The 24493-nt window shown below is 63.8% G+C and carries 24 protein-coding genes; 13 read left to right on the forward strand and 11 right to left on the reverse strand.

From position 1 onward, the window contains the following. The first annotated feature begins 8 nt into the window (after positions 1-8). Together AC1C2Q_RS02800 and AC1C2Q_RS02805 are read left to right on the forward strand one after the other, a co-directional pair. The gene (locus tag AC1C2Q_RS02800) at positions 9-950 is read left to right on the forward strand and encodes a glycosyltransferase family 2 protein (RefSeq protein WP_495448907.1); all 942 of its coding nucleotides are present in this window, start codon (positions 9-11) and stop codon (positions 948-950) included. A gap of 24 nt (positions 951-974) precedes the next feature. Further along, positions 975-1748 carry an SDR family NAD(P)-dependent oxidoreductase gene (locus AC1C2Q_RS02805; RefSeq protein WP_495448908.1) on the forward strand — a complete coding sequence of 258 codons (774 nt, stop codon included), beginning with the start codon at positions 975-977 and terminating at the stop codon, positions 1746-1748. A gap of 31 nt (positions 1749-1779) precedes the next feature. Here AC1C2Q_RS02805 and AC1C2Q_RS02810 read toward each other — a convergent pair whose 3' ends face one another. Continuing rightward, on the reverse strand, positions 1780-3864 hold the full coding sequence (locus AC1C2Q_RS02810; RefSeq protein ID WP_495448909.1) for an ABC transporter ATP-binding protein: 2085 nt from the start codon (positions 3862-3864) through the stop codon (positions 1780-1782). A 214-nt stretch (positions 3865-4078) separates the two neighbouring features. Between AC1C2Q_RS02810 and AC1C2Q_RS02815 the strand changes: the two genes are divergently transcribed. Continuing rightward, complete coding sequence (locus AC1C2Q_RS02815; protein ID WP_495450532.1) at positions 4079-5485, forward strand: MDR family MFS transporter; 1407 nt, start codon at positions 4079-4081, stop codon at positions 5483-5485. A 25-nt stretch (positions 5486-5510) separates the two neighbouring features. On the opposite strand, the gene AC1C2Q_RS02820 is transcribed toward AC1C2Q_RS02815, so the two are convergent. Continuing rightward, on the reverse strand, positions 5511-5642 hold the full coding sequence (locus AC1C2Q_RS02820; RefSeq protein ID WP_495429539.1) for a hypothetical protein: 132 nt from the start codon (positions 5640-5642) through the stop codon (positions 5511-5513). A gap of 71 nt (positions 5643-5713) precedes the next feature. Here AC1C2Q_RS02820 and AC1C2Q_RS02825 point away from each other — a divergent pair, with 71 nt between their 5' ends. The 3 genes from AC1C2Q_RS02825 (at position 5714) to AC1C2Q_RS02835 (ending at position 7244) form a co-directional block, all read left to right on the forward strand. Then, entirely contained in the window at positions 5714-6205 is a 492-nt protein-coding gene (locus AC1C2Q_RS02825; protein ID WP_495448910.1) for a DUF6328 family protein, read from the forward strand. 54 nt (positions 6206-6259) lie between these two features. Continuing rightward, the gene (locus tag AC1C2Q_RS02830; protein WP_495448911.1) at positions 6260-6835 is read left to right on the forward strand and encodes a 1-acyl-sn-glycerol-3-phosphate acyltransferase; all 576 of its coding nucleotides are present in this window, start codon (positions 6260-6262) and stop codon (positions 6833-6835) included. Between the two features lie 109 nt (positions 6836-6944). Then, positions 6945-7244 (forward strand): Fe-S cluster assembly protein HesB, encoded by a 300-nt coding sequence (locus AC1C2Q_RS02835; protein WP_495429542.1) that lies wholly within the window; start codon positions 6945-6947, stop codon positions 7242-7244. Between the two features lie 72 nt (positions 7245-7316). Here AC1C2Q_RS02835 and AC1C2Q_RS02840 read toward each other — a convergent pair whose 3' ends face one another. Next, positions 7317-8615 carry a condensation domain-containing protein gene (locus AC1C2Q_RS02840; RefSeq protein WP_495448912.1) on the reverse strand — a complete coding sequence of 433 codons (1299 nt, stop codon included), beginning with the start codon at positions 8613-8615 and terminating at the stop codon, positions 7317-7319. A 46-nt stretch (positions 8616-8661) separates the two neighbouring features. Here AC1C2Q_RS02840 and AC1C2Q_RS02845 point away from each other — a divergent pair, with 46 nt between their 5' ends. Beyond that, entirely contained in the window at positions 8662-9465 is an 804-nt protein-coding gene (locus AC1C2Q_RS02845; RefSeq protein WP_495448913.1) for an alpha/beta fold hydrolase, read from the forward strand. 21 nt (positions 9466-9486) lie between these two features. Further along, complete coding sequence (locus AC1C2Q_RS02850) at positions 9487-9876, forward strand: barstar family protein (protein WP_495448914.1); 390 nt, start codon at positions 9487-9489, stop codon at positions 9874-9876. An 8-nt stretch (positions 9877-9884) separates the two neighbouring features. Here the strand turns inward: AC1C2Q_RS02850 and AC1C2Q_RS02855 are convergent, their stop codons facing one another. Then, positions 9885-10322: an ester cyclase gene (locus tag AC1C2Q_RS02855; protein WP_495448915.1), complete on the reverse strand. Its 438-nt coding sequence runs from the start codon at positions 10320-10322 to the stop codon at positions 9885-9887. A 75-nt stretch (positions 10323-10397) separates the two neighbouring features. Here AC1C2Q_RS02855 and AC1C2Q_RS02860 point away from each other — a divergent pair, with 75 nt between their 5' ends. Beyond that, positions 10398-11021, forward strand: a complete 624-nt coding sequence (locus AC1C2Q_RS02860; protein WP_495448916.1) for a TetR/AcrR family transcriptional regulator — start codon at positions 10398-10400, stop codon at positions 11019-11021. Between the two features lie 22 nt (positions 11022-11043). Here AC1C2Q_RS02860 and AC1C2Q_RS02865 read toward each other — a convergent pair whose 3' ends face one another. Further along, entirely contained in the window at positions 11044-12051 is a 1008-nt protein-coding gene (locus AC1C2Q_RS02865) for a LacI family DNA-binding transcriptional regulator (protein WP_495448917.1), read from the reverse strand. Between the two features lie 171 nt (positions 12052-12222). Between AC1C2Q_RS02865 and AC1C2Q_RS02870 the strand changes: the two genes are divergently transcribed. Continuing rightward, positions 12223-14205 carry an alpha-glucuronidase gene (locus AC1C2Q_RS02870; RefSeq protein ID WP_495450533.1) on the forward strand — a complete coding sequence of 661 codons (1983 nt, stop codon included), beginning with the start codon at positions 12223-12225 and terminating at the stop codon, positions 14203-14205. Positions 14206-14256: 51 nt separating this feature from the next. Here AC1C2Q_RS02870 and AC1C2Q_RS02875 read toward each other — a convergent pair whose 3' ends face one another. From AC1C2Q_RS02875 to AC1C2Q_RS02895, 5 genes are all read right to left on the reverse strand, one after another. Then, on the reverse strand, positions 14257-16287 hold the full coding sequence (locus AC1C2Q_RS02875; RefSeq protein ID WP_495448918.1) for a beta-galactosidase: 2031 nt from the start codon (positions 16285-16287) through the stop codon (positions 14257-14259). Next, positions 16284-17066, reverse strand: coding sequence for a DUF624 domain-containing protein (locus AC1C2Q_RS02880; RefSeq protein WP_495448919.1), 783 nt, complete (start codon positions 17064-17066; stop codon positions 16284-16286). Before AC1C2Q_RS02880 ends, AC1C2Q_RS02875 begins: the two co-directional genes overlap by 4 nt. 73 nt (positions 17067-17139) lie before the next feature. After that, complete coding sequence (locus AC1C2Q_RS02885; RefSeq protein ID WP_495429551.1) at positions 17140-18798, reverse strand: ABC transporter substrate-binding protein; 1659 nt, start codon at positions 18796-18798, stop codon at positions 17140-17142. A gap of 51 nt (positions 18799-18849) precedes the next feature. After that, a complete protein-coding gene (locus tag AC1C2Q_RS02890; RefSeq protein WP_495431689.1) occupies positions 18850-19728 on the reverse strand; it encodes a carbohydrate ABC transporter permease in 879 nt (292 codons plus the stop codon). A gap of 50 nt (positions 19729-19778) precedes the next feature. Next, positions 19779-20702, reverse strand: coding sequence for an ABC transporter permease (locus AC1C2Q_RS02895; protein WP_495431690.1), 924 nt, complete (start codon positions 20700-20702; stop codon positions 19779-19781). Between the two features lie 403 nt (positions 20703-21105). On the opposite strand from AC1C2Q_RS02895, the gene AC1C2Q_RS02900 reads away from it, so the two are divergent. Together AC1C2Q_RS02900 and AC1C2Q_RS02905 are read left to right on the forward strand one after the other, a co-directional pair. Then, entirely contained in the window at positions 21106-22146 is a 1041-nt protein-coding gene (locus AC1C2Q_RS02900; protein WP_495429552.1) for a LacI family DNA-binding transcriptional regulator, read from the forward strand. Beyond that, positions 22146-23150: an acetylxylan esterase gene (locus AC1C2Q_RS02905; RefSeq protein WP_495448920.1), complete on the forward strand. Its 1005-nt coding sequence runs from the start codon at positions 22146-22148 to the stop codon at positions 23148-23150. Before AC1C2Q_RS02900 ends, AC1C2Q_RS02905 begins: the two co-directional genes overlap by 1 nt. Before the next feature lie 16 nt (positions 23151-23166). Here the strand turns inward: AC1C2Q_RS02905 and AC1C2Q_RS02910 are convergent, their stop codons facing one another. Beyond that, entirely contained in the window at positions 23167-23955 is a 789-nt protein-coding gene (locus tag AC1C2Q_RS02910; RefSeq protein ID WP_495448921.1) for a helix-turn-helix transcriptional regulator, read from the reverse strand. A 49-nt stretch (positions 23956-24004) separates the two neighbouring features. Here AC1C2Q_RS02910 and AC1C2Q_RS02915 point away from each other — a divergent pair, with 49 nt between their 5' ends. Beyond that, entirely contained in the window at positions 24005-24466 is a 462-nt protein-coding gene (locus tag AC1C2Q_RS02915; protein WP_495448922.1) for a DUF2000 family protein, read from the forward strand. Positions 24467-24493: the final 27 nt, after the last annotated feature.

Consider the following 24493-nt stretch of genomic DNA (forward strand, 5'->3'; position numbering starts at 1 on the left):
CTCGGCTGGTGCCCGCACCGATCGTCACGCTCATCGTCCCCGGCCGAGACATCGCCGCCTTCGCACCCGCCGCAATAGCGTCCCTGCACGCTCAGACCGAACCGCGCTGGCGAGCCATCCTCATCGATGACGGATCGAGAGATGCCACAGGCGCCATATTCGCGGATGCCGCAGCATCCGAGCCTCGGTTCACCTTCCTCCGCCACGAAGCCTCGCGGGGATTAGGCGCAGCGCGCAACGTCGGCCTCGATCAGGTCGACACGCCATTCCTCGGCTTCCTCGACGGCGATGATGAGTTGACGCCCACAGCTCTCGAACGCCTCACCGGCACGCTCGCCGAAACCCGCAGCGACTTCGCCGCCGGAGCCTACGTGCGCTCGCGACTACACGATGGCACCTACCGCGCCGGTCGCGTGCAGCCGTGGACATCCGCAGCCACCGACCCGCAGCGCCTCCGCACGACAATCACCGAGCATCCGCACGCGTCTGCCAACATCGTCGCCTGGTCAAAGATCAGCCGCACCGATTTCTGGAGCGATCTGCGCTTCCCCGAGGGTGTCGCATACGAAGACCAGATCGTCGCGCAACAGATGTACACGCGCGCATCCGCCTTCGATGTGATCCCTGATGTCGTCGTGCACTGGCGGATCCGCGCCAACGGCACCTCGATCACCCAGGGCAAGTCGCAACTGCCGGTGCTGCACGACTATCTGGCGGCGCTCCGCGGCGGCATCAGGGTCCTCCACGATGCCAGTGCCCATGACGCCGTGACCGCTCGACTCGATCTCATCCTCGCGATGGACGTGCCGCCGCTCCAGGAGATCGCCGGCACCCACCCCGACCCCGCATACGCCGCGGCGGTCACGGCGTTCATCGACGAACTGCGGTCATTCCCCGAGTTCGCTGACACCCACCCCGATCCGCACCTCACCGCCGCGCTGGCCTGGTGAGTGCTCAACAAAGGTCCTGACCAGATGAACAACTACCTTGCCGACCTCTTCGGCCTCGACGGCCGCACCGCAATCGTCACCGGTGGCAGTTCAGGCATCGGCCGCGGCATAGCGACCGCACTCGCCCATGCCGGCGCATCCGTCGTCATCGTCGCCCGCGGCCAGGATCGCGTCGGTGAGACTGTCCGCGAGCTGACGGATGCCGGGTGTCGCGCCGCCGGCGTCACGGGCGATCTGAGTACACGCGACGGCATCCACGCCCTCTCAGAGGCCGCGACCAGGCCGTTCGGGGAACCCGACATCCTGGTGAACTCGGCCGGCATCAACATTCGCCCGCCGTACGCTGCGATCACCGAGGACGACTGGGATGCCACGATGACAGTGAACGCGCTCGCGCCGTTCCTGCTCGGGCAACGCTACGGCGTTGGCATGGCCGAACGCGGCTACGGGCGCGTCATCCACATCAGCTCACAGCAGGCGCATCGCGCCTTCGTCGGCAGCGGGATCTACGGTGTTTCAAAGGGCGCAGTCGAATCGCTGATGCGTTCCGAGGCCGAAGCATGGGGCGATCGAGGCATCACCAGCAACACGCTTGTGCCCGGATTCGTGCTCACACCGCTCAATGCGCGGCTGCAAGAGGATCCGAAGCAGATTGCCGCCCTCGCGGCGCGCACCATGCTCGGTCGCAACGGGCTGCCGAGCGATTTCGCTGGCGCCGCGGTCTTCCTCGCCGGTGCAGGCTCGGCATACGTCACCGGTCATTCGCTGTTCGTCGACGGCGGCCTGTCGGCTCACTGAGTAGTCGCTCAGAGAGCGTGGGGGTAGTCGCTCAGAGATCGTGAGGATCCCGCGCACCGCGATGACCCTGGCCCTCACCGAGGAACTCGTCAGGCACCGGCAGAGTCGCAGTGATGACGGCCACGGCGTCCTCTCCCACGGAGTCCTCCGGCGCACGATCCGCGCGTCGGTCGGCAAACTCCGCGGCGGTGCCACCGCTGACCGCACTTTCTATGACGTTCTCCGTTTCAAGCACGCGGGATGCCGCCACCTGCTGTGCCGCGAGTTCGGCATAGAGACCGCCCTGCGTCAACAGTTCGCTGTGGGTACCGGACTCCACGATGTGCCCCGCCTCGAGCACGTGGATGACGTCGGCTCCCATCACGGTCGACAGTCGGTGCGCGATCGAGATCGTCGTGCGCCCCTTCGACGCCTCATCGAGTGCTTCCTGAACGACACGCTCTGACACGGTGTCCAGCGCAGAGGTCGCCTCATCAAGCAACAGCACCGGCGGATCCTTCAGCAGGACACGAGCGATCGCAATACGCTGCTTCTCGCCACCGGAGAGGCGGTATCCGCGCTCACCGACGATCGTGTCGTAGCCGCGCTCGAATCCGGCGATGATGTGATGGATGTTCGCGGCCTGGCAGGCTGCGATCATCTCCTCCTCGCTGGCCTCAGGCTTCGCGTACATCAGGTTCTCGCGGATCGTGGCGTGGAAGAGATAGGTCTCCTGCGACACGATGCCGATGTTGTCGATGATCGACTCCTGGGTCAGCGCGCGCACATCGGCGCCTGCGAACAGCACGGCTCCGCCGTGAGCCTCGTAGAGCCGCGGAGCGAGATACAACACCGTCGTCTTTCCGGCGCCTGATGGACCGACGAAGGCGACGTGCTGGCCGGGGTCAGCGACGAACGAAATGCCCTGCAATGTCGGGCGGCTGTCTTCGGCAGCATCCGGGTAGCGGAAGACGACCTGATCGAACTCAACGCGCCCACGCGGACCTGGCGCCTCGTCGACGGTGATGGCATCCGGAGCATCCTCGATCTCAGGGACGAGGTCAAGGTACTCGAAAATACGGGCGAACAGCGCCGACGACGTCTGCAGGTCCAGCGAGACCCTCATGAGCCCCATCAGCGGCTGCAGCAGGCGTGCCTGCACGGTGGTGAAAGCCACAACTGTGCCCGCGGTGACCGAATCCACCCCGCCCGTGATCAGATAGCCCGATACGAGATAGATCACCGCCGGCACGCTCGCCATCAGCACTTGCACTACCGCGAAGAAGCCCTGGCCACTCATCGCCCGACGCACCTGCAGCGTGACCTGGTTCTTGTTCTCCGCCTGGTAGCGCGCAGACTCCGCGCGCTGACGGTTGAATGATTTTGACAGCAGCATCCCTGAGACGCTCAGCGTCTCCTGGGTGATGCTGGTCAGCTCACTCAGCGATTCTTGGGTCTCCCCCGCGATGCGCGCCCGCACTTGGCCGACGCGACGCTGGACGACGATCAGGAAAGGCATGATCACAACGGCGATGAGCGTGAGCCGCCAGTCGATGATGATCATCGCGACCAGTGACGCGATCACCGTGACGACGTTGCCCAGGATGCTCGTGACGGTGTTCGTCAGCACTCCAGAGACGCCACCGACATCGTTCTGCAGTCGTGATTGGATGACGCCGGTCTTGGTGCGGGTGAAGAAGCCGAGTTCCATCGACTGAAGGTGCTGGAACAGCCGCACACGCAGGTCACCGGTGACGCTGTTGCCGACCGTCGAGGTCAGCCAGGTCTGCCCCACTCCGAGCACCGCAGAAATCAGGAAGAGACCGACCATGACGAGCACGAGTCGGATGAGTAGACCGATGTCGGGGCTACCGCCAGCGATCGGAAAGAGCGCGTCGTCGAAGATCCGTTGCACGAGCAATGGAGGGATGACAGCGATGGCCGCCCCTACCATCACGAGAATGCCGGTGACGATGATGCGACCGAGATAGGGGCGGAACAAGCGAACGACTCGGCTGCCGAGCCCTGAGATCTTGGGTGCCTGCGCGTTCAGCTTTTTCTGCGCGGCCGCGTCGACGCCACGGAAACCGCCGCCACCACCACCGTGGCCGCCACCCATACCGCCGCCCATACTCATTCGGTCAGCCTATCGGCGAGAAGTTCGTCGGCCTCGGGAATGCTCGCGGGGAGTCTCGCGTTACCCTAGAACGTTGTCCAAGAATGGATGCCGGATCTGTCGGCTCCTGCACTGGCCCTCCGCCACACCCATGCACTGAGGAGACGTTTTGGCCACCACATCCACCGGTTCGATTCCCGCTGTAAAGCCGGAGCCGTTCATCGCGCCGTCAGACATGCGCGTGATCTGGCTACTGCTGGTTGCTGCCTTTGTCGCGATTCTCAATGAGACGACGATGGGCATCGCGATCCCGCACCTCAACACAGACCTGGGCATTCCGCCCGAGCTCGGTCAGTGGCTGACGAGTGCGTTCCTGCTCACTATGGCGGTCGTGATTCCGACGTCCGGATTCCTGCTGCAGCGCTTCACGACGCGTCAGATGTTTATTGCTGCGATGAGCGCATTCACCCTCGGAACGCTGGTGTGCCTGGTCGCGCCCGGTTTCGCGGTTCTCCTTGCCGGCCGTGTCATCCAAGCAGCGGGCACCGGCATCATGATGCCTCTGCTGATGACCACCGTGATGAACGTTGTTCCCTCGCACTCACGCGGCCGGATGATGGGCCGTGTCGGTCTCGTGATCTCGCTCGCACCCGCGATCGGCCCCACCCTCGCCGGTGCGGTTTTGGAGACATTGAACTGGCGTTGGCTGTTCGCCATCGTGCTGCCGATCGCGATCGTCGCTTTGGCGATGGGCGCGAAGTGGATGACCAATCTCGGTGAGACGACGGATGCTCCGATCGATGTGCTGTCGATCGTGCTGTCTGCGTTCGGCTTCGGCGGAATCGTGTACGGACTCAGCCAGTTCGGCGGAGAGGGTGAGTCCGATGCAGCGACGATCGGCGTGACCACGCTCGTCATCGGCGCCGCTTCGCTCGGACTGTTCGTTTGGCGCCAACTCGTGCTGCAACGCAAGAACGACGCGCTGCTCGATCTGCGCGTGTTCCGCTCTAGCAACTACACCATCGCCGTGATCATCATGGCGGTGCTGTCGCTAGCGATGTTCGGCACGCTCACCCTGTTGCCGCAGTACCTGCAGAACGTCGCCGGGCTCAACGCGTTCCAGTCGGGTCTGATCCTGCTCCCAGGCTCGGTGCTGATGGGGCTGCTCGGCCCGTTGATGGGGCGCGTCTATGACGCCGTCGGCACGCGTCCGTTGCTCATCCCCGGCACGATCCTGGTATCCGCCGCTCTGTTCTTCTACTCGACCGTCAGCCAAAACACCGAGTGGTGGATGCTGGTGATCGCGCAGACGATGATGTCGGTGGGAATGGCGATGTCGTTCACGCCACTGTTCTCAGCATCGCTGGGCTCGCTGCGCCGCAACCTGTATTCGCACGGCTCTGCCGCGCTGAACACGGTGCAGCAGGTTGCCGGCGCGGCAGGTGTCGCGCTGCTGACAGTGACCTACTCGTCGATCCTGCACGCGGGCGAGCACGACGGACTGTCGACCGCAGTCGCCGGTGCACCGGGTGCACGCACGGCGTTCCTGATCGCGGCGATCGTCTCACTGGGAGCGGTCGTACTGAGTGCCTTCGTCCGCAAGCCAGCGGACGATGTCGAGGACTTCCACGGCGGTCACTGACCCCGTAGGTGCAATGCCGGGCGAGTTACTCGGCCGGCATTGCGCAGGACCCGCCGCAGCAGGACCCTGCACTCGCGTCCTCCAGCAGGTTGAGGCCTGCGGGAGCCATAAGAGGCTGCACGTTCGGCGTGCCCTCTGAGTTCTGCGAAGTGGTCATGACTCCATGCTACGCCGCTGCGGGCGCGCAAGGGTCTGGACAAGCTCGCCCACCTCGCGAAGACTCGACGCATGAATCGAGATACTCCCCGCGAGGCGCCGACCGGCGACGGCCGCGACGAGTCCGAAAATGAACGCGCAGATCGCAACTGGGATGAGCTCATGCAGGAGCTGCGGGTGATGCAGACCGGCACCCAGGTGCTCTCGGGTTTTCTGCTTGCTGTCGCCTTCCAGCCGCGTTTCACAGAGCTCGATGACCTGCAACGCGGGCTGTATCTCGTGCTCGTAGGGCTCGCAGCATTGGCGACGATCCTGTCGCTGGCCCCGGTGGGGATGCACCGGTCGCTGTTTGGGCGACGGCGCAAGCCGGAGCTGGTTCATATTGCTGCGCGAATCGTCAAGGCCGATCTTGTCGTGATCGGAGCGCTCAGCGTCGGCGTGACGACTCTGATTGTGGATTTCACTTTGCAGCGTGCAATGGGGATAGTCGTACTCATCGTCGGCACCCTCATCGTGATCGGATTGTGGCTCGTGCTGCCCCTGCGAATCGCTCGCGATCGTTGAGAAGCGGCGGCATCCATTCCAGAGGGGGCATGCGCGTTGGCCTACGGTTGAGGGATGCTGCGTCGCCTCCTCGCCCGTACCTTCTGGGCGTTCAGTCGCTGGAAGTTGACCGGCAACCCCGCTCCTGATCGCCCTACCGTGCTGATCGGTGCACCGCACACCTCGAACTGGGACTTCGTGCTGATGCTTGCCATTGCGTGGAGGCTGGGAATAGACGTGCGCTGGTTGGGCAAGGCGAGTCTGTTCACAGGTTGGCGGGGCCCTCTCATGCGGAGGCTCGGTGGAATCCCCGTCGACCGCGCGGACCCTAGCGCGGTGGTGACGGATGTCGTCGCACAGATCGCGTCCGGCGAAGTGTTCGGGCTGGTCGTCACGCCCGACGGTACACGCGGTGCGAATGCGTACTGGAAGTCAGGTTTCTATCGGATCGCTCGTGAGGCGGGGATGCCGGTGACGCTCGGGTTCGTCGATCGGACCACGATGACCACGGGGCTTGGGCCGACATTCGAGCTGACTGGCGACGTCGCATCCGACATGGATCGCATCCGCGCGTTCTACGCAGACAAAGCAGGTCTTCGACCTGAACTGCGCACCGAACCGCGCCTGCGCGAAGAGAATCCGCCGACTTGAGAGGTTCCTCACAATCCCGAGCTTGGGGTTGTAGGCCACGGCTCATTGAGGCATCGTGGCCCGGACATGTTCTGACCGGAGCATGTCCGGCAACCGGAAGGAGAGCACTGTGCTCACCCTGACCGAAAACGCAGATGCCGTCGTGACCACGATCGTCGGCCAAGAGGATGCCAGCGCAGACGCGGGGCTTCGCATCCAAACCGCCGAGGGGCAGGGAGCGAATGGAGAAGCACGCTTCGCCGTTCATGTCGTGCCCTCCCCCGAAGACGCTGACCTCGTGATTGAGGGAACCAGTAGCCGCGTCTTCCTGGAAGAGAATGCCGCCGACGCGCTCGCTGACAAAGTGCTCGACGCCGGAGTGGACGACCAGGGCGCTGTGAGCTTCACGATCCTGCCGCAGCCGCTCTGACGATCAGTCATTGAAGTGTCAGGGGGCGGGATGCGAAGGCATCCCGCCCCCTGCCGTTGCCGACCTATTACTTCACTCGATACCCATTTGCGCGCGCTCGCGCATCCGGGCGACGAGGTCATCCAGCCAGGCGCCGACATTGTGCCTGGCTTCCTGTGTGTCCGGGTAGCGGCATCGCAGGTGCACGCCGGCATCGTCGATGATGAACCACAGCATCACCGAGTCGGTGCGGATCGCGGCGCTGACGTACTGAGCATCCAGCGCTGCGGAATCGATCTTCACCGGCAGCCGGCGCATGTCCAGCCACGAGACCGCGAACATGCCCGGCGCCTCAGGCATTCCGCCCCATGGGGCCATGATCTCGGCCAGCGGCCATGACCCCAACCGGATTGCTTCCTTCACGGCCGCAGCGCACGCGAGCGGGGCCGGATCCGCAGATTCAAGGACTGAATTCGTGATGAACCAGCCGACCGAGTCGTGCCAACGCTCCTCATAGCGGCTGTGCACGGGGAACACCGCGCGTAGCGCCGTCCCTGCGAGATCCCGAGTGGTCTCGGTCATGGCCGAGACCGTGAACGCGAGAGTTGAAGTGTTCTCCCGCTTGGCTGTGGCGGAGAAGCCGGAGAGCTCATCGACATCGAGCACGTCGCGGACTACGACGCGTTCCGGCTGCATCGACGGGTCGCCGAGCGGCAACGGGAAGCGGGGCATCACGCCGCCGCCTGCATCGATGATCTCGTTCCAGCGCCGATCGATCTCGGCGGGTGCCTTCGGCCGCTCGTGCAGCGACTGAGTGTGATCAGCGAAAGCCGGAACCTCGATGATTCGAGGGGCCCTGCCCTCGCGGCTCTCCGCCAGGGCAGCGAGCAAGTCACGCGCGATGACCAACATCGACCACATGTCGACGTGCGAATGGTCCGCCGCCACCACGAGAGTCGGACCGTCTGCTGTTTCGATGACGCAGAGCCGGTGCGCCGGTCGTGAGTACGGCGTGCACCCGGTATCGAGCACCGAGCGGAGGGTGTCATTCATCGCCTCTCCTGGGGCGACCTCGTGCTCGGTCCACTCCCCCGTCCCGAGTGCGACCTCATGCAGCACAGGTACACCGTCGGACCCTGAAGTGAACACCGTGCGCAGCGTGCCGTGGGCTTCAACAACTGCGCGCCACGCGCGTGAAAGGTCGTCTCGCGAGACCGGCTCCGGCAACCGGAACGCCAGAGCCATCCATGACCCTGGACGATCCCCGCCGCCGACGTGACGACCCTGATCGAACGAGATCGGCAGCGCGCGTCCAGCGGCGGATGTCGTCAGACCGTAGCTGAGCAGCGGACCGAACGGCAAGCGAAGATACGAGACGTGGGTGAGCCGCATGGCAGTAGCCTATGTCCGACAGAGGCATGAACAGTGCGGAGCAGATGTGCATAGATTCGAGGTGCCCGGCGCGGAGCTCGCCTGGGCGTTCAGTGATGAGTCTGGGCATCCCGTCGTGCAGCTTCACGGACTGACCTCCAGCCGATCCCGCGATCGCCTACTCGACCTCGATCTCGGTCGCGGACTGTCCGGAACACAACTGCTGCGCTACGACGCGCGCGGTCACGGCCACTCGAGCGGTCGACAAGTTCCGGAGGATTACCGCTGGTCGGCACTCGCCGACGATCTGCTTCGGCTGCTGGATCATTGGTTTCCCGACGAGCAGGTGCACGGTGTCGGTCCATCGATGGGCACCGGCACACTTCTGCACGCCGCGGTACGCGCACCGGAGCGCTTCAGCGGCTTCACTCTGCTGCTCCCACCGACGGCGTGGGCGACCCGCGCGGCACGCACTGACGATTACCGACGGATGGCCGAGTTCATCGAATTGCACTCAATGGCACGGTTCATCGCCGCAGCCGGCATCCAACCCCGCCCGCCTGCGACCATCGGAACCCCCGACACGGTCCCGCACGTGAGTGAGGCGCTGCTCCCGTCGATCTACCGCGGCGCAGGGATGAGTGATCTGCCCACACCCGATCAAGTAGCCCGCATCACTGTTCCAACGACTGTGCTCGCCTGGGTGGATGACCCGGCCCACCCCGTCTCGACGGCCGAGGCGCTGGTCGAGCTGATGCCGCACGCCACACTTCAGGTCGCAGAGACACCTGAGGACGTCGCACGCTGGCCTGGCGTACTCGCGGACGATGTCGCACGGGCAGGCGTTGCCGCATCCGGAAGAGCTGACTAACACGTGGAGGACACTCGCCCCATGAAGGAATACCGGATCGACGGCGCCGACGTGAACGGCGTCTCCGACCTCTACGAACAGTTCAACCGCGAACTGATGTCCGATGAGGACTGGCAAATGGGGCAGAGCCTTGATGCGCTAAACGACATCCTCTATCGAATCGACAGCGACATCCGTAATGGAGATGCGGCCGTATTCGTGTGGAGTGACCACCTGCACAGCCGTGAATCGCTCGGGTTCGGTGAGACGCAACGATGGCTCCTCGACAAACTCTCACGCCCGGGTGCTTTCGATGATCGCCGCATTCAGTCGGATCTCGATGATCTGAGGGGCGGCGTCGGCAAGACGTACTTCGAGCTGGTTCTCGAAGTGTTTGCGGATCATCCGCTCATCGATCTCGAGTTACGCTGAACCCCAGATCACCGCGCTAACTGCAGCCGACCGAGCCGCATCGCCAGCGCGAAGCGGTCAGGCACTCCCCAATGCTCCACGATCAGACCGTCCTCAACTCGGGCGATGTCGATCACGGTGAAGGCGACCCTGATGCCCGTCGGCGGGCCCATGAAGGGTCCGGTGTTGGTGCCGACACCCTCAGCACGCACCCACACGGTGTCTCCGGTATCCGCCCAGTCAGCAATCGTGAATGCGAGGTCTGGCAGGCCAGCGTGCACCTCACTAATCGCGCGCTTCACCTTGGTGATCGCTTCTGCTCCGCGCCCGGCGAGGCCGAACTGATGCTCGATGAGATCTGGTGAGCAGAGCTCATCGACCAGGTCAGTGTTTCCGGTGGCGAATCCATCGTGCAGCATGCGTTCAAGCACGCCGACGCGAGACGATTCGACGATTGTGTTATCCATGATCCATCTCCTTTGCAGTTTGTATGCACTCAGTGCAGTTAGTCTGCACTGAGTGCATTGGCTAGTCTGATCCTCATGACGAACGATGTCAACACCCCCACCACGACGTACCGGCAGGAGCAGGCGGCCGCGACGAAGGTGCGCATCGCGATGGCCGCTCAGCAGTTGTTCGCCCGAGACGGATACTCGGCCACCAGCATGGCTGCCATCGCGGCAGAGGCAGGAGTCGGCAGCCGCACCGTCTACGCGGCGTTCGGCGCCAAGCGAGAGATCCTCAACGCCATCTGCGAGAGCTGGCTCGAGCGCGCAGGAGCACAAGCTCTCGCGAAATCGGTGCTCGGTGCAGATACACCGGACGAGCGCCTCCGAGGGGCGGCGCACTGGCTGACCGTTCTCTACTCAACAGACTTCGACGTCGTGCGGATACTCGATGCGGCGATGGACGAGGACGCCGAGACTCGCACGCTGCTGCGATCGAAGCTGCGCGGCCGCAATCAGGTGATGAACCGGCTGATCGCCTCTGTCGAGCAGCAGTTGGCCCTCCCGCTCGAGGAGGCGCAGTCGATCTTTCGCGCGTTCGCGGCACCGGGGGTCTACGGAGAACTGGTGATTGACCTGGGTTGGACGCCTGAGCGCTTCGATTCCTGGCTTGACGGCACCCTGCGCCACCAGCTGTTCGGCGCAGGGAGCTCCGCGTGAAGCGAGACTCCGTGCTCGATTCCTAGCGCCCGACGTTGGGTGGAACAGTCGTGCTATCTCTTACCCGCAGTTCGACGGGGATCACGATGTGCGCGGGCTCGCCGGCATCCGTGCGGAGCCTGCGACGCTCGAGGTCGAGGACGAGTTCATTGACCGCCCGCGCACCGAGGTCGTTGAGTCCGGCACGCACGGTGGTAAGCGTGGGCGATGTCAGCTGCGCGACATAGGTGTCATCGAATCCGATCACACTGATGTCCTCCGGGATGCGGATCCCGCGGGTACGCAGGCGGTCCATTAGCCCAACAGCCATGAGGTCGTTGTGCGCGATCACCGCCGTCGCGCCCGCCGCCGCCACGAGATCGGCTGCTGCACGACCGCCCTCCACGTGCGGAAGAAACGAGCCCACCGTCACGAGTTCCAGATCAGGAAAAGCCTCGCCTGCGTCATGCAGAGCAGCACGTCTGCGTTGGTCTGACCACGAGTGCGCTGGCCCACCCGCATAGGCAATACGTCGGTGACCCAGCGCACGCAGATGCGCGACGGCGAGCCCGATGCCCGCAACGTAGTCGGCTGTCACTGAGATCACGCCTTCCACCGCGCGGCTGAGCAGCACGACCGGCCGCGACCCGATGAGTTCCAGGTCTGCTTCGACCGCTCGGGGCGAGCACAGCACGATGCCGTCAGTCTGATTCCGCAGCTCGCGTACGAGTTCAGTTTCCAGATCAGCGTCTTCGCCCGAATCGACGATGAAGGCTGCCAGTCCGGTCGCACGCGCGCGACTCTGCACACCCTTCACGACTGACGCGAAGTACGGGTTCTCCAGATCTGGCACAACGACGCCGATCGCGCCGGTGCGCCCCGCGCGCAATCCAGACGCCGCACGATTGGGGCGATAACCCAACCTGTTGGCCGCTGAGAGAACGAGCTCCCGCGTTGCAGACGCGACCCGCTCCGGTTCAGCGAGCGCGCGCGACACCGTCGAGATCGACAGACCGCACTCTTCTGCGACATCCTTCGCCGTCACTGTCATGGCTGCCTCCTACGAACGATTGTAGTCGGGCATGACATTGAGAAGAGACAGCGCCGTGACCTAGAATGCAATCGTTCGCATCATCGCCGATGCACGACGATATCGGCTCAACGTCAGCCTCGACCCGGAGACCTCGTGACCCCCCTCCCCAGCAATACCGCCCCCGCGTCGATGTCGCCTCACGCGGCCTGGTTGCCTGCCACTGCATACGCCGCGTTACGCGGCAGGACCGTCCGCATTGACGCAGCGGGCCCCGTAGCCGAATCTCTGCAAGCGGATGCATCCGCAGCCGGCGCGCTTGTAACACAGGACGTGCACGCCGACCTCGTCCTCACCTATGATCCCGGCGCCGCGTCCGGCTTCACGGTCGCGCGCGATGACGCGACGCGCATCACAGCATCCTCGCCTGCGCTCCTCGCGAACGGGTGGTTCCACGTCGTCCGCCTCGGCGAGGCGGCTTTCGCAGGAAGCCTGCCCGCGACAGTGCACAGGCCAGAGCACGAACTGCGGATGCTCGACCACTGGGACAACGTCTCCGTCCATTCCGTCATGGGTCAGGTCGAGCGTGGCTACGCCGGCGGATCGATCTTCTACGAAGACGGCGTCGTGCGTGCGGACCTCTCGCGGGTGCGGGCCTACGCCCGACTGCTGGCCGCGATCGGGATCAATCGAGTCGCAATCAACAACGTCAACGTCGGCGCGGTGGAATCTCGGCTACTCACGGACAGACTCGATGACGTGGCGAGAATCGCCACGGAGTTCCGTGCATGGGGCATCCGTACCCACCTCTCCGTTTCGTTCGCGTCGCCGATGCGGCTGGGCACGCTCGATACCGCCGATCCACTCGATCCCGCGGTGCGCGCATGGTGGGCCGACGCGGCCGAACGCGTGTGGACGACAATCCCCGACTTCGGCGGGTTTCTCGTCAAGGCCGACTCCGAAGGCCAACCTGGGCCGTTCGCATACGGCCGCGATCACGCCGATGGTGCGAACATGCTTGCTGCTGCTGTCGCGCCGCACGGTGGCCTCGTGCACTGGCGTGCGTTCGTCTACAACCACACTCAGGACTGGCGTGATCGGCGGACCGATCGCGCACGCGCAGCGTTCGATCATTTCTCGCCGTTGGATGGCACCTTCGCCGACAACGTCATCGTGCAGGTCAAGCACGGTCCGATGGATTTCCAGACGCGCGAGCCAGTCTCCCCCGTGCTCGCCGCCATGCCGCACACACGTCTCGCCCTTGAGTTGCAGGTGACGCAGGAGTACACCGGTCACCAAAAGCACGTTTGTTATCTCGCTCCCTGGTGGCGGGAGATCCTGCAGTTTAGGCCGGGAACATCATCCGCCACTGTGTCGGCCATCGCGGCAGGCAACGGGCCCGACGCCTCAGCAGTCGTCCAGCAATCCCACGGCGGCGGGATCGTCGCCGTATCCAACGTCGGTGATGATGAATTCTGGACCGGGCATCCGCTCGCACAAGCCAATCTTTACGCGTTCGGTCGTCTGGCTTGGAACCCCGATCTCGACCCGGTCGAGCTGCTCGACGAATGGATCGCACTGACGTTCGCCGGGGAGGATGGCACTGTTGCTCCCCCCGTGCGATCTGCCCTGCACGCGATCATGGACGACTCGTGGGCGACGTACGAAAGCTACACCGCGCCGCTCGGCGTCGGATTCATGGTGACGCCAGGAACGCACTATGGCCCATCCGTTGACGGCTACGAGTACTCACCGTGGGGCACCTACCATTTCGCCGACCGCGATGGCCTCGGCGTCGACCGGTCGGCGTCGACCGGCACCGGATTCGCCGCGCAGTATCCGTCACCGTGGCGCGAGACGTATGAGCGCACCGAATCCTGCCCGGATGAGCTCCTGCTGTTCTTCCACCATGTGCCCTACTCCCACAGACTGCATTCCGGAAGTACCGTGATCCAGCACATCTACGACACGCACTTCTCCGGGGTCGAACGCGTCGATGTTGCAGCAGCACGATGGGACACTCTCGCAGGTCACGTGGAGCAGGCCACTTTTGCGCGCGTGCGCGAGCGGCTCATCGAGCAGGGCCGTTCTGCTCGCGACTGGCGCGATCAGGTGAACAGCTATTTCCTGCGCAAGTCAGGGGTCCCCGACGCGGCCGGCCGCCAGATCTTCTGAACCGCCGGTCCGGCGACCACCGATCCGGCGGCTGCCGATTTCGCGAGTTACTCAGACAGCCTCACGAATCACAAGCACATCGGTGGGTTCGAGGTGCAGTGGCTCGCCGCGTGTGATCGTTCGGCCGCTCAGTAATTCGACTCCCGAGGCGTGCGCGGTGACGTCCACCGCTGCGAGCGCATGATTGAGCACGAAGGCAGTGCGTTCGTCGCCGCGTTGACGCACGGTGAACTCGACATCGGGGGTATCCGCATAGGGCCCCCGCAGGTCATGCCTGTCCGCAATCCTGCGGATCAGCCATCCGAGGCCCGTGTCATCAAGCCCCGTGCCGACGTACCAGGCCTGCCCGCCTCCGGGGAGATCGTTGCGGGTCACCGCGGCCGTTCCGGCATAGAACTCGGATCCGTAGGTGGCCACCGTCTCCGCGCCGAGCGGCGTGAGCAGTTCGAAGACCAGCTCGGCGTTCGACACCGCGACCACGCTGTCGTCCGGTCCTCTGAAATCCACTCGGATCGTCACGCCGGGTTCCGCGGAGTCGGTCTCGTCCACTCGAACTCCGAAGATGTCGCCGAGTGGTCCAGGAGGATCCATCAGGAAGGCGTTGTCGTGCTCGTCGACGCGGCCCGTCCAGAACGAGGCGACCACACTGCCGCCGCGCGCCGTGACGCCCCGGAGCCGGTCGACGATGTCGCCGGTCAGCAAATGGAGCATCGGAGCGATGACCACGTCGTACGCGGACAGCTCTGCGCCGGCGGAGATGACATCGATGTCGATGTTCGCGTTCCACAGCGCTCGGTAGTAGCCGAGGACGGTCTGAAGGTACTTGGCATGACGGTTGAATCCGTCGGTCATCTCCGCGGCCCACCACGAGTTCCAGTCGAACAGCAGCGCGACCCTCGCCGGCGTGCGGGCACCGACGACGGCCCCGCCTAGCACTGAGAATTCTGCACCCAGCGCTGCGATCTCGGTAAAGGCGCGGGTGTCTGTGCGACCGGAGTGATCCAGCACCGCACCGTGGTACTTCTCGCAGGCTCCCTTGGACTGGCGCATCTGGAAGTACAGCACCGCATCCGCACCGTGCGCGACGGCCTGCCACGACCACAGTCGCAACACGCCGGGTCGCTTGACCGGATTCACATCTCGGCTCGCGGTGATGGTGGGCGTCTGCTCCATCACCCAGAACGGATCGCCGCCCTTGATGCCACGCATGATGTCATGCGCAAGCGCCATGCGCACCTGCTCACGTGCCCCAGGCGGGTAGTTGTCCCACGAGGCGAAGTCCAGATCCTCTGCCCACGAGTGATAGTCGATCGGTCGGAACGCACCCATGAAGTTCGTCGTCACGGGAACCACCGCATCGTGCTCGCGAATGCGCGCCTTCTCATCGCGGAAATTCTGCCGCATCGAGTCAGACATGAAGCGTCGGTAGTCCAGCGTGATCCCCTGGAACGCCGTGTGATCAGGTCCCCGCCAGTGTTCGCTGAGCTGGTTTGGCGGAACGATCTGATTCCAGTCGCTGAACAGGTGCGACCAGAACGTGGCGTTCCACGCGTCATTGAGCTTCTCGAGGGTGCCGTAGTGCTGGCGAAGCCAGACGCGGAACGCGACCGCGCAGTTGTCGCACCAGCATCCACCGTCATAGCCGCCGTATTCGTTGCCGACATGCCACGCGACGAGTCCGGGTGTGCCCGCGTAGCGCGCAGCGATCCTGCCTGCGAGTTCTGCCGAGAGGCGTCGATACACCGGCGAGTTGGGGCACGCGTTGTGTCGTTGGCCGTAGGCGTGTCGACGTCCTTCGAAGTCGGTGCGATTCACCTCTGGATACGCGGTGGCGAGCCAGGGCGGGAGCGCTGCGGTGGCGGTGGCCAACACGATCGAGCGACCGCCCGCCACGGCGCGCTCCACAATCTCGTCGAGTCGCGAGAAGTCGTAGGTGTCTTCATCTGTCTGCAGGTATGACCAAGCGAAGACGCCCAGTGTGACGGTATCGATCGACGCAAGCTCGAACGCCTCGTAGTCTGCCTCCCATACATCCCGTGGCCACTGCTCCGGGTTGTAGTCGCCGCCATACAGGATCTTCATGCGGGGGTGTCTCCGGTTTCCGAGTGCGGATCTAGGGGCGTCGCGGTGATGAACTGCTCGGCGACGGCGCGCAGCACCGGGCGCTCGTTGCGCAGCAGCAGCGTCGCCCACACGACCGCAATCAGGATCAACACGAACTCTGACGCGAAGTAGGTGACGCCGCCCGCGAGAACGATCAGTGAGAGCACGCCCAACGAGGACGGCAGTCGGCGTACGAGAAAAATCACGCCGAGCCGCAGTGCGTCGACGAAGCGAAAGGAGAAGAAGGTGCGGATGACCATGGCATGCGTGACGATCACCGTCACGACCGCGAGGATCGCGACCAGCACAAGGGCGTATGCATCCGAGACGCCCGCCGCCTGCCGATTGATGAGCACCGTCGCGACGAGGGCGACGACGACGAGCAGCGGTACCCACAACTGGAGTGCGTCGAGCGCTGTCGAGCGGATGCCCCGCCAGAACGCGCGCGCGGGCGTGATGTCATCGTCGTGCGCGCGCCGAGCGAGCGCCGAAATGCCGGCAGTCAGTGCGGGGCCGACCGGCACCAGTGCCGCGGCGAAGATCGGGACGTTGCCTGCGGACCTATCGAGAAGCAAGAACAGCGCGATGGTCGGCAGCAGCAACAGGATCATCAGCAGGTCCACGATGATGAACCAGTAGATGATCGTCGCCGCACGACCAAGCGGCCCGTCGATGAACTGCCTGTCTGTCTTCGACGGCGCGCGCGTCGGCGCGGGCTCGAACAGCATCGGCTGATGGGGCACGTGCACGATGTTCATGAGACTCCGGAATCGGAATGTGAGTGCCGCCGCCCGGACTGCGGGCGGCGGCACCGTGGAGTTCGTCAGGCGATCATTCGCCGGACTTCGCGCGCTCCAGCGCGCCGTTGACAGTATCGACCAGTTGCGTGGCGCCCTGGCCTTCCAGCTCTGCGACGAAGGCATCCCATTCGTCAAGTGAGCGCTGACCGGTGATGAATGCTGCGGTCGCCGCCATCACCGAGTCCTTCAGCTGCGAGTCCAGCAGAGAGTTCTGCTCGAGTTCGAGCTCATCGAGAGGTGCGGCGGGGGCTACTGCAAGAATTTCCTTCGCGTCGAGCACCTTGTCAGTCCACTCGCGCGTCTCCTCCGACATGACCGACTGGAGCAAGTCGGTCGACGAGCCGTTGGCCAGCAGGAACACACCGTTCGAGAATCCGAAGTCAGCGTTCAGCTTCTTGGGTGCATCGGGGTTGAGCGCATTCCAGCCAACGTCCGGGAGCAGTTCGCGCGTGCCATCGGCGGCCTTCGTGAAGGTCTCATCTTCCACACCCCACTGGGCGAACTCGATACCCTCGTCCGAGTAGTACAGCCAGTCGATGAGCTGCAGCGTGGCGAGGAAGTTCTCGTTCTCTGCCGCCTTGCTAGACATCATCAGACCGGAAGACAGCCGGCTGCCAGCGAGGTAGTCTCCGGCAGGTCCGCCCGGAAGCGTGATCATCTTCAGCGGAACGTCAGCCTGACCCGAGTCAGCGAACTTCGTGCGGTAGCTGTTGATCTCCTGCGTGTTGCCGGAGATCGCCGCAGTCTCGCCGGAGACGAACTTCTGGATGGCCTGATCGTCGGTCTGGGTGATCTCGGGGTCGAGCACGCCCGACTCGACGAGGCCTGCGCCGTACGTCAAAAGGTCTTTGTAGCCATCAGTCGTGCCGGTGAACTGGAACTCCTCAGAGTCCGTGTCATACCAGGTGTTTCCATAACCCCACCCGGCAGATGTGCCGTAGTTGGGAGCGATGTACTGCAGCATCGCACCGAGGGGCGTGCTGTCGGTCCAGCGGTCCGACATGGCGAACGAGAGCGCCGGGTTCGCTTCCTTGACCGCTTCGAGCTGCTCGGCGAATTCGTCCCAGGTCTTAGGGTCTTCGGTGATGCCGGCGTTGTCGAAGAGATCTTCACGGATGACCACGGAGTACTGCACGTCGGGAATCTCGCGGAGGCCAGGAAGGAGGTAGTACTTGCCGTCAGCCTGACGTCGTGCGTCGAGCTCGCCCTCGAGCCCCCAGTCTTCGACCTTCTGTTGGAAGTTCGGCATGTACTCGACATAGTCGGACATCGGGAGGATCGCGCCGCCAGACACGAACGCCGACTCCTGGCCCGGGTAGGTGACCGGGATGAGCGTGGATGCGTCGCCGGCGCCGATCAGGAGGGACTTCTTGCTGTCCCAGTCAGCGAGCGGGATCTCGGTGCGATCGAACGTGACGTTCTGGTTGGTCTTGAGATGCTCGAAGATCGACCAATCATCCAGGACGGGATAGTTCGGGTGGTCGCGGTACATCAGCGATATCTCGATCGGCTCCGTCGCCGAGAATGTGGTTCCGGCTTCGAAGTCCTCCATGGCTCCGACGGAGTGCTCGGCGTCGATGCCTGCACTGCTGTCGCTCTCGCCGGTCGCGGGTTCGCTTGAGCACGCCGCGAGCGAGAGTGCGAGCACGGCAACGGCGCCGATTGCCGCGCCTTTATGTGTGGTTCTCATGATTCTCCTTAGGGTGGTCGTCTTTCGACGCCGTTGAATACGTCTCATCGCTCAGCCCTTGACGGAGCCGAGCATCACGCCTGAGACGAAGTACCGCTGAATGAAGGGATAAAGACAAACGATTGGCAGGATGGTCAGAAGCATCGTGACCGACTGGATATTTGCGCCGATCTGCACGGCATCACCGCCGGCCCCGCCGGTGACAGCTTCCGTGCCGGTGGCGGCGGCAATGAGGTTTCGCAGATACACCGTGACCGGGAACATCTCTTTGTCGTCGAGATACAGGAAGGCGCCGAACCACGAGTTCCACATGCTCACTGCGTAGAACAGCGTCATCGTTGCGAGCACCGCCTTCGACAGCGGAAGAACGACGCGACCGAGGATGCCGTAGGTAGACAGGCCGTCGATCGCCGCCGCTTCCTCGAGCTCCGCAGGGAAGTTCTCGAAGAAGGACTTCATCACGAGGAGATTGAAGACGGAGATCGCTCCAGGCAATACGATCGCCCAGATCGTGTTGCGCATCCCGAGTACGTTTCCTACGAGGATGTAGTTCGGGATCAGGCCGCCGGAGAAGAACATCGTGAACACCGCGACGCCGACGAAGAACGAACGCCCCTTCAGCTGCGGACGACTGATGGCGTAGGCATACGTCGTCGTGAGCACCATCGCGATCAGAGTGCCCACCACGGTATAGACGACCGTGTTGCGGTAGTTCGTCCAGAACATCGGATCGCTCATCACGACGAAGAACGTCTCGACATTGAACCCGCGCGGCAGAAGATTGACCTCGCCGGCCGAGATGTAACCCTCAGACGAGAACGCCTTCGCAAACAGGTTGATGAACGGGTAGAGGACGACGCCGGTGACCGTCAGTAGCAGCACCACATTCACCACGCGGAAAACGCGATAGCCGACGGACTCTTTGATCATGCCGCCGACCCTGCGCACTGAGGTGATGTCGGGGGTGGCGATGGCTTCGGTCACCACAGTGACGCTCCAACCGTTCGGCGCGATATGTAGTTCGCGGAGAGGACGAGGATAAGGCCGATCAGCGCTTCGAAGAGGCCGATCGCCGTGCCGTAGGAGAACTGCGCAGATTGGATTCCGACGCGGTACAGATAGGTCGAGATGACGTCGGCTGTCGAGTAGATCAGCGGGTTCTGCAGAAGCAGCACCTTCTCGAATCCAACGGCCATAAAGGATCCGATGTTGAGGATGAGCAGCACCATCATCGTCGGACGGATGCCGGGCAACGTGATGTGCCACGTCTGCTGCCAGCGGTTTGCGCCGTCAATCCTTGCGGCCTCGTAGAGCTGGTCATCAAGCGTCGAAAGCGCCGCAAGATAGAGGATCGTTCCCCATCCGACCGTCTGCCACACCTCGGAGGAGACGTAGATCGACCGGAACCAGCCTGGTTGCTGCATGAAGGGGATCGCGTCACCGCCGAACGCTTCGACGATCTGGTTGATCGTGCCGTTGAGAGAGGTGAGTTGCAGCACGAGTCCGGCCACGATGACGATCGACATGAAGTGCGGCAGGTACGAGATCGTCTGGACGATCTTCTTGAACCTGCGCGAGCGCAACTCGTTGAGCATCAGAGCGAGCACAATCGGCAACGGGAAGCAGATGAGCAGCGTCAGTCCGCCGATGATCACTGTGTTCCAGAACACCTGCCAGAACTGGCTGTTGTTGATGAACATCTCGAAGTAGTAGAAGCCGACCCATTCGTCGCCGAACATCGATCCGCCAGGGCGGAATCGACGAAACGCGATGATGTTGCCGAGCATGGGCGCGTAGCGGAAGATCAGCAGGAACACCAAGGGCAGCACCAGCAGCGAATACAGCTGCCAGTCCTTGCGGAGTGCGCGCTTCCACGAGCGGTTTGTGGTCGAGGTTTTGCGTATTGCGCCGCGTCTGGCACGGGGCGACGGCAAGACGGTCGCCTGGGTGCTCAGCTCATCCACGGCCAACGCTAAACCGCCCCCGTGATGGCGAGATTCTCTATCTGCACAGATGACTCCTTCGTCTTCCGGTTACCACCCCCGCATGAGCAGGTGGTGGCTGCTCTTACGTTGAGCACCGAAACTATCGTTGCTTTCCCCGATAGTACTGAGCCGACGGTAATGCGATCCTTCCTCTCACGTCAAGCCGATTTTCAGACGACGCTCGAAAACTCCCGGTTTTTCAATGGAAAACGATTGCATTCGTTGCACACTTGTCATAAACGACGTGCGTGCCACGGTGCCGAAAACCCTGATAGGTTTCCTGCAGAGCCCGATAGAACGAACGCCGAGAGGACTGTCATCGATGACCCCGAGTCCCCAGCGCGCCTCCGGCCAGCCGACCATTTCTTCCATCGCAGTTGAGGCAGAGGTTTCTGTGCCGACTGTTTCCAAGGTGCTAAACGGCCGCCCCGGAGTTGCGGAGGCGACGCGCGCCAGAGTCGAGGCCGTGCTGGCACGCCATGAGTTCCGCCGGAGCAATCGAGGTCCGAGCGGCGCGGGCAGCCCGCTCCTGGACCTCGCGTTTCATGGACTGGCTTCCGCGTGGTCGATGGAGATCATTCTCGGCGTGGAATCGGCTGCAGCAGCGGCAGGTGCCAGCGTCGTTGTTTCGGAGTTCGGCGGACGCCGCAAACCACAACAGAACTGGATGGACGCCGTTCTCGCTCGCCGCCCGCTCGGCGTGATCCTCGTGCTGGCCACACTCGGCGTGCAACAGCGCCATCAGTTGGAGAGCCGTTCCATCCCGTTCGTGGTGCTCGACACCGCGGGAGAGCAGCCCACAGGCGTTCCCACGGTTGGTTCAAACAACTGGAACGGCGGACTCGTCGCCACCCGTCATCTCGTGGAACTCGGACACCGCCGCATCGCGGTGATCTCCGGGCCGGAAGAACTGCTGTGCTCGCGCGCCCGCATCGACGGCTTCCGCAGCGCACACGCCGAGGCCGGGCAAGAAGTCCAGGAAGACATGGTGATTTACGGGACGTTCGAGATCGAGGCCGGCTACCGACACGCTCGCGACCTGCTCAGCCGTCCTGACCGCCCGACTGCAATCTTCGCGGGATCGGACCTGCAGGCGATCGGCGTGCTGCGGGCGGCGGGCGAACTCGGCCTTGCCGTCCCGCGGGATCTGTCTATCGTCGGCTACGACAACCTGCCATTGACGCAGTGGTTCAGTCCCGCACTGACCACGGTGAACCAGCCACTGCAGGCAATGGCGACAGCCGCGACCAACCTACTCGTCAACCTCGCGCGAGGTGAGACTCCGCCCCTGCAGCGAATCGACCTTGCGACCGACCTCGTCGTACGCGAAAGCACCGCGCCGCCGGCACCAGGGAGCAACTGATGGCCTTCTTCGATCTGCCGATCGCCGCACTGCGCGAGTATCTTCCGGAACTGGCTGAACCCGCTGATCTCGACGCCTCGTGGGCTGAGACGCTCGCGGATGCACGACGATCTCCTGTGCTCATCTCGATCGAGCCCGTCGACAGCCCCCTTGCGATCATCGAAACGTGGGACGTGACCTTCGCTGGATTCGGGGGTGATCCGATTCGGGCCTGGTACTCGCGCCCGACCGGAGTTTCCGATCCTCTTCCGGCGGTTGTGGAGTATCTGGGCTACGGACGCGGACGCGGTCTTCCCCACGAACGCATCACGTGGGCAGCTGCCGGCTACGCGCATCTGCTGATGGACTCGCGCGGGCAAGGCGGCCAGTACGGCTCGGGTGGCGACACCGCCGATCCATATGGCACGCCATCGTCTGCCCCCGGCTTCCTCACACGCGGAATCCTCGATACGCAACAGCACTACTACCGCCGCCTCATCACCGATGCCGTGCGCGCAGTGGATGCCGTGCGGGTGTTGCCCGGCGTCGATGCATCGAAGGTGACGCTGGTGGGCAACAGCCAGGGCGGCGGACTCGCACTGGCAGCTGCCGGTCTCTCGGAGTCCCTCGCCGGCCTGATCGCGAGTGTGCCGTTCCTGTGCCACCCGGCGCGGGCGCTGGAGATCAGCGAACAGCATCCGTGGGGCGAGGTGTTGCAGTTCCTTTCCGTGCGCCGCGACGCAGAGGAGGCAGTGATGCGCACGCTGTCGTACGTTGATGCCGCGTCGCTGGGTCGCCGCGCCGATGCTCCTGCACTCTTCGCGGTTGGCCTGCGCGATTCGATCTGCCCGCCGTCAACCGTTTTCGCCGGTTTCAACCACTACGGTTCACTCGCCCAAGGCGCGCCAGCGAAGGACATCGCGGTGTATCCCCATAATCATCATGAGGGTGGTGACGCGTACTTCGTTCGGCGCTCGCTTGACGCAGTGGCCGAGTGGGCACCGAGCCCGCTGAGGGCAGCGTAGCCCTGTGAACTAGAGGTCAGCGCATGTTCGCCTGTGCCCGGAAGGCTCCAGGCGTCGTTCCGAGGATGCGGCGGAAGTGGCGGGTGAGGTGCGATTGATCGTGAAAACCTGCGTCCACGGCGACCTGGGCTGGCGCGTGTCCGTCCAATAGCAACCGTCGAGCGCGATCGATTCGACGTCCGGTGACGTACCGGTGAGGTGCGATCCCATAGGCCTGCGAGAAGGCACGCACCAGGTGGTTCGAGTTGACGCCGAGCGTCTGGGCTGCTTCAGCAAGGGTGAAGGTCTCCTCCAGCCGGTCGTCCAGCATCCACCGCAGTCGACGAGCCAGCGGTGCATCCGCCAATGCAGGAGGCGGCTCTCCGAGTCGTGCCTGCACGACGCCACGCAGTTCCAGAAGCGCACCTTCTGCGGCGAGCGCATCCCCCGCGGCCAGATCCTCATGGATGCTCGATACCTCGATGACCAGGTCTGCACCGGGGAGCGTGGGAGAGGACGCGGCAGCATCCACCATCTGAGGCGGGAGCCAGTTCGGTTCGAGGTAGAGCACTCGTTTGTGAAATGGCTTGCCCTCAACTGCCGAGCGCCCGTCGTGAGGGATGTGCGGGGGCAGCAGCGTCACCGCAGCGGGTACGGCATGATGTTCAGACCTGCGGAGGTCGTATGTGACGGCACCGCGGTCGAGGATCATCACCGTCCACGAGTCGTGCGTATGCGCAGGATATGCGTGCTGCGCGAACGTCGCGTGCAGCACCTCCTGCAGTTGAGGCACCTCTGGATGCCACGCACGAACAGATTCGACCACGGATCAAACGTACAAGACACCGGCCCGGCGGGTGCGGGATCGTGGAACCGTGAACACTACTGCCGTTGAAGAGAACTCCCCCGCGACCCTCGATGCCGTACCCCGTTTCGATACCAAGGTCGCGCTGCTGCTGCGCGATGACCTACTGCCGTGGCAAGAACTAAATGTCACCGCATTCCTCATGAGCGGTATTGCCACCAGCGAGACGGATCTCACCGGGGAGCCGTACCGTGACGGCGACGGAAACGAGTATCTGCCGATGCTTCGCCAGCCTGTGCTCGTGTTCAGCGCCGAGGCAGACAAGCTCTCCTCTGCTCGCACCAAGGCCCACAGCCGCGGCCTCGCAGTGGCGATCTACACCCGCGAACTTTTCAGCACGGATCATGACGCCCAGAACCGCGCCGCTGTGGCTGGTGTCGCCGCGGATGACCTCGATCTCGTCGGCGTCGCCCTTCGAGGCCCGAAGAACGTCGTCGATCGCATCACCAAGGGCGCCCGCATGCACGCTTGATCGGGTTCCGCTCTGGTAGTTCTCTCG

It is taken from the genome of Microbacterium sp. Y356 (genome assembly GCF_059445355.1).

Coding starts and splice junctions, on each gene's coding strand:
- AC1C2Q_RS02860 (WP_495448916.1), top strand. CDS start 10,398: ATGACGAACGATGTCAACACCCCCACCACGACGTACCGGCAGGAGCAG.
- AC1C2Q_RS02880 (WP_495448919.1), bottom strand. CDS start 17,066: ATGAACATCGTGCACGTGCCCCATCAGCCGATGCTGTTCGAGCCCGCG.
- AC1C2Q_RS02865 (WP_495448917.1), bottom strand. CDS start 12,051: ATGACAGTGACGGCGAAGGATGTCGCAGAAGAGTGCGGTCTGTCGATC.
- AC1C2Q_RS02830 (WP_495448911.1), top strand. CDS start 6,260: ATGCTGCGTCGCCTCCTCGCCCGTACCTTCTGGGCGTTCAGTCGCTGG.
- AC1C2Q_RS02815 (WP_495450532.1), top strand. CDS start 4,079: ATGCGCGTGATCTGGCTACTGCTGGTTGCTGCCTTTGTCGCGATTCTC.
- AC1C2Q_RS02850 (WP_495448914.1), top strand. CDS start 9,487: ATGAAGGAATACCGGATCGACGGCGCCGACGTGAACGGCGTCTCCGAC.
- AC1C2Q_RS02890 (WP_495431689.1), bottom strand. CDS start 19,728: ATGATCAAAGAGTCCGTCGGCTATCGCGTTTTCCGCGTGGTGAATGTG.
- AC1C2Q_RS02840 (WP_495448912.1), bottom strand. CDS start 8,615: ATGCGGCTCACCCACGTCTCGTATCTTCGCTTGCCGTTCGGTCCGCTG.
- AC1C2Q_RS02905 (WP_495448920.1), top strand. CDS start 22,146: ATGGCCTTCTTCGATCTGCCGATCGCCGCACTGCGCGAGTATCTTCCG.
- AC1C2Q_RS02885 (WP_495429551.1), bottom strand. CDS start 18,798: ATGAGAACCACACATAAAGGCGCGGCAATCGGCGCCGTTGCCGTGCTC.
- AC1C2Q_RS02875 (WP_495448918.1), bottom strand. CDS start 16,287: ATGAAGATCCTGTATGGCGGCGACTACAACCCGGAGCAGTGGCCACGG.
- AC1C2Q_RS02810 (WP_495448909.1), bottom strand. CDS start 3,864: ATGAGTATGGGCGGCGGTATGGGTGGCGGCCACGGTGGTGGTGGCGGC.
- AC1C2Q_RS02855 (WP_495448915.1), bottom strand. CDS start 10,322: ATGGATAACACAATCGTCGAATCGTCTCGCGTCGGCGTGCTTGAACGC.
- AC1C2Q_RS02870 (WP_495450533.1), top strand. CDS start 12,223: ATGTCGCCTCACGCGGCCTGGTTGCCTGCCACTGCATACGCCGCGTTA.
- AC1C2Q_RS02805 (WP_495448908.1), top strand. CDS start 975: ATGAACAACTACCTTGCCGACCTCTTCGGCCTCGACGGCCGCACCGCA.
- AC1C2Q_RS02825 (WP_495448910.1), top strand. CDS start 5,714: ATGAATCGAGATACTCCCCGCGAGGCGCCGACCGGCGACGGCCGCGAC.
- AC1C2Q_RS02820 (WP_495429539.1), bottom strand. CDS start 5,642: ATGACCACTTCGCAGAACTCAGAGGGCACGCCGAACGTGCAGCCTCTT.
- AC1C2Q_RS02900 (WP_495429552.1), top strand. CDS start 21,106: ATGACCCCGAGTCCCCAGCGCGCCTCCGGCCAGCCGACCATTTCTTCC.